This window comes from bacterium (assembly GCA_024224155.1).
Classification (GTDB): Bacteria; Acidobacteriota; Thermoanaerobaculia; order Multivoradales; family JAHEKO01; genus CALZIK01.
The window spans coordinates 1-11,038 of the sequence record JAAENP010000509.1 but is presented as its reverse complement, the minus strand read 5'-3'; the positions used below and the strand labels follow the sequence as shown (position 1 = coordinate 11,038).

The following is an 11,038-nucleotide window of genomic DNA, read 5'->3' as shown; positions in this document are numbered from 1 at the left end:
GAATACCACGGCCACCGGAGTCGAAGAGACTCCGGCGCCGATTCGGCAGGCAGCGGGCCAAGGAACGCTACGGGCTGAGAGCCGGCCTTGCCCTCGCCGCCGCTCAGCCTTTCGGCTCACGCGATCCGGTGGGCTCTCGGAAGGGTCGTCTCGGGCGATTTGCGCGTCTCCTCGCTACCTTCGGCGCGAAGAGGAACCGTTTTGCCGAGTGCTCCGCTGCGGTGCGGGCAAATCGCTTGCCCTCGCCTCCCCCTCCGCTCGCCACGCCGGATCCTCGCATCGCCTCAAACGGCTTTGCGCTCGGCAAGGGCGAGACCGGCTTCTTCGTCGAGTCACTCCGCACCGGCTGAGGACAAGCCGATTCGGCAGGGAGCCGGCCAGGGGGCTCGCCGCAAGCGCACGCAAGATCGAATCGGAGGCTTCGGTCGGTTTGCGCGCAGCGGCGCGCAGCCGAGGGCCTGACGCCAGCAGGCCGAGAAGCCCGAGGCGTCCCTTGGCCGGGGGCTCTGCCGATCGGCGCCTGGGTGCGAACCCTGAATACTGCGATCGTTGCGGCTCGAGCCATTCTCGACCTCGGCCGACACGAACAGTGGCGCCGCGCCGTGCTAGGATTTTCACGGTCGGGCTCGCCCCGGAAACCCCTCTTACATGAAGAAAGCGTTCTGGAAAGGTCGTCGGGTCTTCCTGACCGGCCACACCGGCTTCAAAGGAGCCTGGCTGGCTCTCTGGCTTCAAGATCTCGGCGCCGAAGTGGCCGGTTACGCCCTCGACCCGCCCTCGGACCCGAGCCTCTTCGACATGGCCGACGTCGGCAAGAATATGGTCTCGACCCACGGCGACATCCGGGACCTCGAAAGGCTCCAGGAGGCCATGGCCGACCGGCAGCCCGAGGTGGTCCTGCACCTGGCGGCGCAGTCACTGGTTCGGGAGGGCTACGCCGACCCGATCACGACTTACTCCACCAATGTCGTCGGCACGGCGCACGTCCTCGAAGCCTGCCGGACTGTCGCAAGCGTGCGGGTCATCGTGTCGGTCACCAGCGACAAGTGCTACAGCAATCAGGAGTCGGGCGAGGCCTTCCGGGAAGGCGATCCACTGGGCGGCAAGGACCCCTACTCGAGCAGCAAGGCGTGCGCTGAACACGTGACGGAAGCCTACCGGCGCTCCTACTTCGAAGGCCCGGAACGGACCGTGGGTGTCGTCAGCGCGCGCGCCGGCAACGTCATCGGCGGCGGCGACTGGGCCCGCGACCGCCTGGTACCGGATCTGATCCGCGGTTTCCTGGGCCGCAAGCCCATTCTGATCCGAAGACCCAAGGCGATCCGCCCCTGGCAGCACGTGCTCGAGCCCTTGTGTGGATACCTAGAGCTCGCCGAAACGGCGTGGTACAGACCCACCGAAACCAACGGCGCCTGGAATTTCGGGCCCGATGCCGTCGACGAACGGCCCGTGGAGTGGCTGGCGGATCGCCTGGTCGACGGCTGGGGCGACGATGCCGCCTGGCGTCGCGACTCGGCCGATCATCCCGCCGAAGCCGCGTTTCTCAAGCTCGACTCTTCGAAGGCCCGAGAACGGCTCGGATGGAGCCCCCGCCTACCGCTCGGGCAGGCTCTCGACTGGGTGGTGAACTGGCATCGCTCGACACACCGGGGCGCGGACGCCGGTGAGATCACTCGCGAGCAGATCGCCGCCTACGAAGAACTCCTCGCAACGGATGGTTGAGTCCCGTGTCTGAGCACAAGTGCCGGTTCTGCGGCACCGGCCTCGAGCGCACCTTCGCCGATCTCGGCGAGTCGCCGCTCGCCAACAGCTTCGTCAAGCCGAGCGATCGCGACCAGCCGGAGGCCGTCTTTCCTCTTCGCGTCCTAATCTGCTCCGACTGCTTGCTCGTTCAGCTGCCGGAGTTCGAGACCCCGGAGAACATCTTCAGCGATTACGCCTATTTCTCCTCGTTCTCCGACACCTGGCTGGACCACGCGCGCCGCTACGTCGAGGAGATGACCGCAAGGTTCGGTCTCTCTGAAGACAGCCAGATCGTCGAGGTCGCCTCGAACGACGGCTACCTGCTGCGCTTCTTCAAGGAGCGGGGTATTCCGGTTCTGGGAGTCGAGCCGGCGGCCAACGTCGCCCAGGCCGCGATCGCCGACGGCATCCCGACCGAGATTCGCTTCTTCGGCGAGACCGCGGCTCGCGAGCTCGCCAAGGAAGGCTACGAGGCCGACCTGCTGCTGGGCAACAACGTCCTGGCCCATGTACCGGATCTCAACGATTTCGTACACGGGCTCGAGGCCCTGCTCAAGCCGGACGGGGTCATCACCATGGAGTTTCCGCATGTCATGCGGCTCATGGAGCACAACCAGTTCGACACGATCTATCACGAGCACTTCTCCTACCTTTCGTTGGCCACGGTACGGAGAGTCTTCGCCGCGCACGGTCTGAGAATCTTCGACGTCCAGGAGCTGTCGACCCACGGCGGGTCGCTGCGGATCTTCGCGGCGCATGAGACAGGCCAGAAGCATCCCGACGAACCGTCGGTCCAAGCTCTCCTGGAGACCGAGGCTGCTCGCGGAATGAACCGGATCGAGACCTACCTTGGCTTCGATCAGCAGGCCGTCTCGACCCGGAAAAGGCTTCTCGAATTTCTTGACAGTTTGAAAGCGAAGGACGCTTCGATCGCGGCCTACGGAGCGCCCGCCAAGGGCAACACGCTGCTGAACTACTGCGGCATCGGATCCGAGGTCATCGACTACACGGTCGATCGCAACCCACACAAGCAGGGCAAGCTGCTCCCGGGCAGCCGGATCCCGGTCTACTCTCCCGAGAAGCTCCGCGAGACCCGACCTGACTACGTCTTCATCTTGCCGTGGAACCTGCGTGACGAAATCAGCAGTGAGTGGGCCGAGATCGCCGACTGGGGCGGGCGCTTCTTCGTCGCGATTCCGGAAGTCGAGGTTCTCTAGGAGTCGACCGCCATCGGCGCAGCGCTTCGCCGGTCTCGACCTTGCCGACGCCCGAGCCTTTCGGCTTGCGCGATCCGGCGGGCTCCTGGAGGGATCGGCTCGGGCGATTTGCGCGTCTCCTCGCTGCCGTCTGCTAGAAGGGACCTCTTTGCCGAGCGCTCCGCTGCGGTGCGGGCAAATCGCTGCTCCTCGCCTCACCTCCACTCTCCACGCCGGATCCTCGCACCGCCTCAAACGGCTCCGCGCCGGCAAGGTCGATGCCGGCTCTTCGCATCGGGACCAGAACACGCAGAGAAGAAGCCGACTCGGCAGGCAGCCGGCCAGGGGGCTCGCCGCAAGCGCTCCCACAAAGGAGTCGGAGGCTTCAGTCGGTCTGCGCGTAGCGGCGCGCAGCCGAGGGCCTGACCTGGGTAGGCTGAGAAGCCCGAGGCGGCCCCTGGACGACTGACCTGCCGAGCGGCGCCGAAGCGCCCACATGGACGCTGCAAGGCTTTTCACCCGAGCTGGCTCTTGGAGGATCGCCCACCGACCGCCGCCGACGCACGCATCGAGCCCGACTCAGGTCGTGCGGGCGCTGGTGCGGCGCGTGACCTTCTGCGCCGCTACACTCACGATGCGCGTGTCCTCTGGCACGTCCTCGGTGACCGTCGTGTTGAGCCCGATCACCACGCGATCGCCCACCGTGATCCCGCCGATCAGCGCCGCACCGGCTCCAATGTAGACGTCGTCGCCGACTTGCGGCATCTCCTCCAGACGTCCCACGTCCGGCGCTCCGAGCGTGACCTGGTGGAGCAGAATCGCCCGCGCGCCGATTCTCGTGTGGCTCCCGATTACCAACCCGGTGCCGTGGCTGATGATCAAGCCCGGCCCGATCTCGGCGCCCGGCGCGATGTCGATACCGGTCACGAACAGACCCAAGCGGGCGAACAGCGGCCCCAGAATCGGGATCCCATTGCGTTTGAACCAGCTCGCGATTCGGTGGGCCACCACTCCCTGGTAGCCATTGTCGAAAAGCAGAGCCTCGATGACGTACCAGGGAAACACCCCCTTGCGGTTGAGCTTGAGGCGGCGCGTGTCCTCGGCGAGATTGGCGAACATTCGATTCTCGATTCCCGACTCGTCATCCTACTGGGCGCGGGGCGGGTCCGCGAGCGTCGCGGACCCTGCCGCCAGGGCTCCGCGCGCCCTTGCCAACGGGCTGCGGCGCTTGCGAAACCAGCGCTCCATCAGCGCGGGGACGAGCGCGCCCACCGTGGTGAGAAAGAACAGCACTCTGCGCCCGAGCGCGGCGTGGCGACGGATCAGAAAGGCCGCCGAGCGGCCTGCTTCGACAGCCCGGGCCGGCCGATCGGGCGCCCAGCGCACGGCCAACCGCCAGGCAGCGGCGCGGTGGCAATAGAAAGACTCGAATCCCGCTTCGCGCGCCCGCAGGCACCAGTCGGCGTCTTCGAAATGGCGTAGCTGAGGGTCGAACAATCCGACTCTCCAAACCGCTTCGAGATTGATGAGCATGGCCGCGCTGGTAACGCAGTCGACCTGGCGATCGACGTCGTACTGTCCCCTGTCGATCGCGTCATAGCCGCGCCATTTCACCGGAACGCGGCCGACGCGCAACAGGCCACCGGCCGATAGCAGCCGCTCGCGATCCCAGAATAGGTGGATCTTCGGGCCCACCGCCGCGGCTCGGGGCTCGGATTCAGCCTTTTTGACCAGCTCACGAAGCATCGAAGGTTCCGGCTCGACATCGTTGTGCATGAGCAGCGCGTACTTCCAATCGCCGTTGAGAACCCAGCGCAATCCGACATTGAAACCGCCGGCCACTCCGAGGTTCACCTCGCTCCTCAACACTTCGGCATCGGGAAACTTCTGGCGAATATTCGACCTGGTGGAATCGCTCGAGCCGTTGTCGACGACCAGGACGTCGACATTCGAGTACTCCAGGGCGCCGATCGACTTGAGCGTTTCCCGCACCAGTTCGAAGCCGTCGTACGTCAAAACGACGATGGCAACTCCGGGTTCTCTCATGAGCTCTGAGTTGTTCTCGGACGTCCGCAAGGAGCGCAAGTTTTGCAGTAAACTCGCTCGACCGCAATGAGCCGGGCTACCCACCTCGCCTTTCTTTCCATGGCGTTGTTCTTGGTGCTGTTCACCGGCTCGGTCGGCAAGCCCGGGCTGCCTCCGACGCTCAAGGCCGACGAGCCCGCCTACCTGCTCATGGCCCAGAGCCTGGTCGAGGACGGAAACCTCCTGGTAGAGCCCCGCGACTTTCCGAGGCTTCTCGACAACTACCCGTTCTTGCCGACCCAGAACCTCATCCTGATGAGCGACGACGGCTGGAACACGATCTATTTCGGCAAGCCATATATCTACCCTCTTTTGACGGCACCGCTGGTCGCTCTGTTCGGCGCCAACGGGCTGGTTTCATTCAACGCGCTCCTCTTCTTGCTCATGCTCTGGTGTGGAGTGCACTATCTGAAGCTATTCAACGACGAGGCTTCCGCGATTCTCTTTGCCTCTGCTTTCTTCGTCCTGAGCCCGGCGTGGGCCTACGTCTTCTGGCTCCAGCCCGAGATTCTCAACATGACCGCGGTGACGGTGGCCTTCTTCTGTGTCCTCGGCAGATTCGAGCGGGGTCGGCTGTCTCGGCTCGCAACTCCGATCTCAGCGGCTGCGCTGGCCATCGGCATCTACAACAAACCGATGCTTCTGGCCTTCGCCCTGCCCTTGACTTACGCCATCTGGCGCCGTCGCAACCTGAAGGCCGTCGGAGTCTGGGCCGCGGCTCTGACGGTCAGCATGCTGACCCTGGCCGGAGGCTCGATGCTCTTGACGGGGCACCCGACCGCCTACCTGGGCGTCGCGCGGGGTGGAATCAAAGTCGAGTATCCGGAGACCGCCGTCGAGGTGATCGAGCAGTTGCCCCAACGGCTGGCCGAGGCCTCCAAGACCGCCAACTCCTGGTCCTGGGTCTTCCGAGCGCCTCCGACGAACTTCCGGGAGATCAGCCAGAGCCTGGGTTACTTCTTCTGGGGTCGTCACACCGGCCTGCTGCTGTACATGCCGTTCGCGGTGATCAGCTTTCTCCTTTTCTTGATCCACCGCCGGCATCGGCCGGAGGGTTGGCTGACCCTACTGGCGCTGACGACGATCGCTCTTTTTTTCATTTGCATAATTCCGCTCAACTGGCACGGCGGCGGCGGTTTTGTCGGCAACCGGTATTTCCTGATGGCGTATCCGGCGTTTCTCTTTCTGGTGACCAAGGTCAAGCCCGCCTGGCTGACGGTACCGGGCGCGGCCGCCGCGGGCTTGTTCCTGGGAACCATCCTGTTCACGCCCTTCGGCGCCCCCGTTCCCCTGCCGACACTCCAGGCCCACACCAGAAACCCCCCATTTCAGAAGTTCCCCTACGATCTTTCGCTGCGCAAGACGCTTCCGGGCTACGGCGTCTTCGCCTACCCCCACCTCGTGCTGACGGGCCGCAAGGACTACTTCATGCCCGACCGCGAGCCCAAGGGAGTTCCACTGGTTCATGCCCGAGTGCCGGTCGAGATCATGGTCTTCAGCGACCGTTTGATCAAGGGTCTGTTCTTCGAGGTGTCGACTTTCCCACCGGACAATCAGATCGAAATCGAGCTCGCCGGGGATCGCGAAACCATCCGTTTCGAGAACGCGAAGCGCGAAGGTGAGCGCTCGCGAGTCTTCGAGGTCCAACCTCGGCTCCCACCGCGGGAGCACTCCGAGCTGGGCGCCCTGTACTACGTATACGAAATGACCGTACGCGTATCGCACGGCGAGCGCCTGCATGACCCGGCAATGCCGTCTCCGATTTTCTTCGCCGGGGCCAAGCTCAACTTCATCGGCAGGCGCGACCAGATCACCAGGCCCGAGCACTACCGAGTCCAGTGGCTGGAGGCGCAAGCGCCCCTCGAGGTTGAAAAGGGGGGCACCTTTCGCCTGCCGGTGCGCCTGCTCAACGCAAGTGAGTCCGCTTTCGCCTCAGAAGGGCCGATTCCGGTTCATATCGCCTATCGTTGGGTTCGCGCCGATGAAACGGGCCCCAAGGCTAGAGCCGTTCGCTCGAGATTCGAAGAACCGCTCGAGCCCGGGGCGGAGCTTGCCACCACCCTGCAGATCGAGGCTCCTGTGGCCGCCGGGGACTACCGGCTGGTGCTGGATTTGGTCAGGGAGAACGTCGGCTGGTTCTCGGACGTCGCCAGCGAAGCCGAGTCGCTGGCAGTTCGCGTTCGCTAGTGGAGCTCTTCCTCGCCGCTGGCGCCAGCGAACGCCGGGGCACGAGAGCCGACGGCCGCTTGCGGTGACTCTCCGCCCGTGCCGGATCAATCGGCTCGTACTCTGCCGACGATGATCTGTTTAATCTCGTCGCTCACGGTGACCGCGAGCCCCTTGTCTTGGCAGTCCCACGAAACGGTGCCCTCGAGCTTGTAGCGCTTCTTCTTCCCGGTGGTCAGGTTCCGGCAGACCGCCTTTGTCGGCTCGATGCGCGAGAGCGAGGCTCCCAACGCTCTGGAGCCGTCGGCCTTGCCGGTCAGGATCAGCCTGACGCGATCGCCCGCCGCGGCGGGCACTCCGGCGGCTTCGCAATCCCACGCGACCTGTCCGTTCAGGCGTACCGTCTTTCTCACCCGCTGCGTGCGATTCCTACAGACGACCTTCTCCGGCTCCACTCCAGAGGCCAAGCCCCCCACCGACTCATCCCGACAAAGTGGTCGCAGCGCGCGCACGGCTCCCCACCCGAACGTGTTGTTGGGGCTCTGGGAGCCGGGCAGATCTCCGCACGTCTGGCTAGCGCTGAGTGGCCGGGCCGAGCCTTTGACGAACTCCTCGATTCTGTCATCGGCCGGCCGCATACAAGTAGCCGCAGAGAGCGTCAACGCCACGAGGCCCGTCACGTGAGGTGCCGCCATGCTGGTGCCGGTGGAGCTTGCGTAGCCTCCGCCGGGAACGCTGGAGCGCACGCCCAGCCCCGGAGCGGCGACATCGGGCTTCGGACGACCGCTACCGTCGACCAGCACCGGCCCGCGGCTGCTGAACCCCGCGATCGTATCGCCCGTACTGATGGCTGCCACCGAAAGCGTTTTGTCGTAAATCGCAGGCGAATAGGCCAGCGTGCCGCACTCCGGGCCCCTGTTGCCCGCGGCAGCCACCACGACGATTCCGGCGGCACGCATGTTGCGCACCACCTTGCGCAGGACGTTGGGCCGGGTGCACCCCTCCGTCGGGGGACACACCCAGGAGTTGTTGATGACGTCGGGGGCCCGAGCGGGATCGGGGTTTCGGCCCTCCAGATCCGTTGGCGCCAGGAACCACTCGAAACACTCTGTGTACGTTGCCGGCGTGCCCACGCCCTGATCCATGTTTCGACACCCGATCCACTGCGCTCCCGGCGCCATCCCGATCCGGTTGCCGTCACCATCGTCCCCCACCATCGTGCCCATGGTGTGGGTGCCGTGGCTGCCGTCGTCACAGGGAGCCACTGTGTCTGCGCCGCAACGGCCGCCGCCACTGTGAATCGCATCGTGCCAGTTATAGTTGTGGTCGGCTGCCTGGCCGTCCCATCCTCTGTAAGCGCCTCGAATCGCCGGATGTTCCCAGTCGTAACCGGTATCTTGCCCGCCGATTACAATGGTCTGGCCCCGGTACCCGTGGCTCCAGAACTCGTCGACCGCTCCGGTATGTGCGATCCCCGGCTCGACAGCCGCAGCCGCAGTCGCGGCGTCGACGGCCAATCCTTCAAAGAGGACCGGCCGCTCCAGCCGGACGCGCGGGTTGCCCTCGACCTCGGCCACGTCGGCGCGCAAGGCAAGCTCCTCCACAAGGCCGATGTCGCCTCGAACCCAGATGACGTTGGCGATCCAAAAGGCCCGATGCTCGACTCCCCGGGCGCGCAAGACAGCCAGTACCGGAGCCTGCACCTGCCGGGCCTTACGCCGCAGGCTCTCGAACACGTAGCGAGTCTTTTCGAGCTTGCTCGGCCGCAAGGCGGCGGCGCTCAGGTCGGCCTCTCCGACCAGGCGCACCAGAAACTGCGCTTCGCCTTCAGAACCCGTGGTCCTCAGCACCCACGGATCCACTTTCGTCTCCCAGTTGGTTCCGGCCACTAGCGGTGGCTGAGCGAGAACCCCGGCAAGAAGCACGATCGCGAAGAGTCGACCACTTCGCATGAAGAGGATCGTACTACGTCGCCTTTGAACGGCTCCGCCATCGAGAACGGCTCCAATGCCCTCACGGAACCCGACTTCCGAGGGTCGGGCTGAGGAACTGAGCGAAGCTGGGCGAGCCCTAGTCCAGATAACCGAGTGCTTTCAACTGCTCGCGGGTCGCGTCGTCCATCTCGCCGACTTCGCCCGAAGAGCCGCTGATCGCGTCGAAAGGAGTTTCATACCAACGGGTGACGAGGGCTAGCATCTCTTCCGCCATCTCCGGCATCTCGTCGACCAGGTTCTCGGTCTCGCCGGGGTCCAGCTCGAGGTCATAGAGCGCGTACCGTTGGCCCAGGGCCCCGGACATGTGGCGCTGAGCGTTGCCCTCCCTGGAGTCCGCGAACTTGAAACGCCGGTTACGAACGATGCGCTGCCACATGTCCTGCCGGCCGTAGCCCGCCTCCGAGAAGGCATATGCCGGGCGTGCCGGATCGAGACGTGAGCCCTCCAGTCTCGGCTTCATGGAGATGCCCTGCATCCAGCGTCGATTGGGCAACTCGACGCCGGCGAACTCGAGGATTGTAGGTGCCAGATCGATCAGTTCCGCGGGATCGGGGTCCACCGCCGGATCGATCACTCCCGGGTAGTGGAAGATCAGAGGAACCCGAAGGCAAGTTTGAAACCCGTAGCGACCATGGTCGAAGTAATACTCGTGCTCCGCTAGAGACTCACCGTGATCCGAAGAGATGATCTTGAGGGTGTTCTGCAGGAGACCCAAATCACCCGCTGTTGCCAGGAGCTTCCCGACCTCAGCATCGGCGTGAACGATCTCGGCGTCGTATCGGGCCACGTAGAACGACAGGTCGTCGCGGCCGTCCAGCACCTGGTTGCGGCCGATGCCGAAGGTGTCGCGTTTCGCGCGCTCTTGATCGACGCGGATTTTCCGGTTGGGCTCGAAGTGCTCGTCGTTCTGGAACAGGTCGCGAAACCCCCCGGGCGGCGAATAGGGGAAGTGTGGATCCAGATAGTGCACCCACAAGAAGTACGGTCGATCGGGCGATATCTCCTCGAGAAGCGACTGGGACAGCGCGGTCACCGCGATCGCACCGGTGGTATCGACTCCGGGCGCCGGCTGTTCCTCGCTCCAGGACTCGACGTATCGATCGAAGCCCTGATCGAAATGAAAATCCTTACCGACGGCCCCGTTGGCGACCACCGCCATCGTCTGGTAGCCGCGGCTCTGAAGCTCCTCGGCCAGCATGTTGAATTCCTCCGGCAGCGGGATTCCGACCTTGCGGACGATGCCGTTGTTCTTCGGATAAGTCGAGGTCATCATCGACGCGAAGGAAGGCCCGGTCTTGGGCCACTGAACCGCCGCCTGATCGAAACGCACACCCTCCGCGGCTAGCCGGTCGAGAACCGGCGAGGTCTTGCGCGGATAGCCGTAACTCGACAGGTGATCGGCACGCAGGGTGTCGATCGTGATCAACAGAATGTTGCTGCGCGTCGGCTCGCGGTCGGCCGAGCAAGCCCCAAGCAGAACCACTGCAGCCAGGGCCGCCAGGACGGCGAGCACGCGAACCGGGGTCGCTTGATGGACGATCGAGTACCTCACGGCAAGACTCATCTTATCGCCGGCGAGCGCCTGGATTTCGACCTCGGGCTGCTAGGGTAGACGCCATGTCAAGGCTCAGCCCCAGCGAACTCCCCGTTGTCATTCTGTGCGGCGGTAAGGGCACCCGCCTGCGCGAAGAAACCGAACTGCGGCCCAAACCGATGGTCGAGATCGGCGGCATGCCGATCCTCTGGCACATCATGAAGATCTACGGCTTTCACGGCGTGGAGCGCTTCGTCCTCTGCCTCGGCTACAAGGGCTGGGTGATCAAGCAGTATTTCCTCCGCTACCACGAGATGATG

At 64.6% G+C, this 11,038-nt stretch carries 8 protein-coding genes; 4 read left to right on the top strand and 4 right to left on the bottom strand.

Translation table 11 applies throughout. The annotated features are described in order from the left end of the window. Positions 1–648 precede the first annotated feature (648 nt). The gene (rfbG, locus tag GY769_23940) at positions 649–1,722 is read left to right on the top strand and encodes a CDP-glucose 4,6-dehydratase (protein MCP4204972.1); all 1,074 of its coding nucleotides are present in this window, start codon (positions 649–651) and stop codon (positions 1,720–1,722) included. A gap of 5 nt (positions 1,723–1,727) precedes the next feature. After that, the gene (locus GY769_23935; GenBank protein ID MCP4204971.1) at positions 1,728–2,960 is read left to right on the top strand and encodes a class I SAM-dependent methyltransferase; all 1,233 of its coding nucleotides are present in this window, start codon (positions 1,728–1,730) and stop codon (positions 2,958–2,960) included. A gap of 558 nt (positions 2,961–3,518) precedes the next feature. On the opposite strand, the gene GY769_23930 is transcribed toward GY769_23935, so the two are convergent. Further along, the gene (locus GY769_23930; protein MCP4204970.1) at positions 3,519–4,058 is read right to left on the bottom strand and encodes a hypothetical protein; all 540 of its coding nucleotides are present in this window, start codon (positions 4,056–4,058) and stop codon (positions 3,519–3,521) included. 27 nt (positions 4,059–4,085) lie between these two features. Continuing rightward, positions 4,086–4,985 carry a glycosyltransferase family 2 protein gene (locus GY769_23925; GenBank protein MCP4204969.1) on the bottom strand — a complete coding sequence of 300 codons (900 nt, stop codon included), beginning with the start codon at positions 4,983–4,985 and terminating at the stop codon, positions 4,086–4,088. A gap of 66 nt (positions 4,986–5,051) precedes the next feature. Here GY769_23925 and GY769_23920 point away from each other — a divergent pair, with 66 nt between their 5' ends. Further along, on the top strand, positions 5,052–7,211 hold the full coding sequence (locus tag GY769_23920; protein MCP4204968.1) for a hypothetical protein: 2,160 nt from the start codon (positions 5,052–5,054) through the stop codon (positions 7,209–7,211). 86 nt (positions 7,212–7,297) lie between these two features. Here GY769_23920 and GY769_23915 read toward each other — a convergent pair whose 3' ends face one another. Further along, positions 7,298–9,142 (bottom strand): S8 family serine peptidase, encoded by a 1,845-nt coding sequence (locus GY769_23915; GenBank protein ID MCP4204967.1) that lies wholly within the window; start codon positions 9,140–9,142, stop codon positions 7,298–7,300. A gap of 118 nt (positions 9,143–9,260) precedes the next feature. Continuing rightward, entirely contained in the window at positions 9,261–10,736 is a 1,476-nt protein-coding gene (locus GY769_23910; GenBank protein MCP4204966.1) for a sulfatase-like hydrolase/transferase, read from the bottom strand. A 65-nt stretch (positions 10,737–10,801) separates the two neighbouring features. On the opposite strand from GY769_23910, the gene GY769_23905 reads away from it, so the two are divergent. Further along, on the top strand, positions 10,802–11,038 hold a 237-nt coding region (locus GY769_23905), incomplete at its 3' end, for an NTP transferase domain-containing protein (protein ID MCP4204965.1).

Coding starts and splice junctions, on each gene's coding strand:
- GY769_23915 (MCP4204967.1), bottom strand. CDS start 9,142: ATGCGAAGTGGTCGACTCTTCGCGATCGTGCTTCTTGCCGGGGTTCTC.
- GY769_23930 (MCP4204970.1), bottom strand. CDS start 4,058: ATGTTCGCCAATCTCGCCGAGGACACGCGCCGCCTCAAGCTCAACCGC.
- GY769_23925 (MCP4204969.1), bottom strand. CDS start 4,985: ATGAGAGAACCCGGAGTTGCCATCGTCGTTTTGACGTACGACGGCTTC.
- rfbG (MCP4204972.1), top strand. CDS start 649: ATGAAGAAAGCGTTCTGGAAAGGTCGTCGGGTCTTCCTGACCGGCCAC.
- GY769_23920 (MCP4204968.1), top strand. CDS start 5,052: ATGAGCCGGGCTACCCACCTCGCCTTTCTTTCCATGGCGTTGTTCTTG.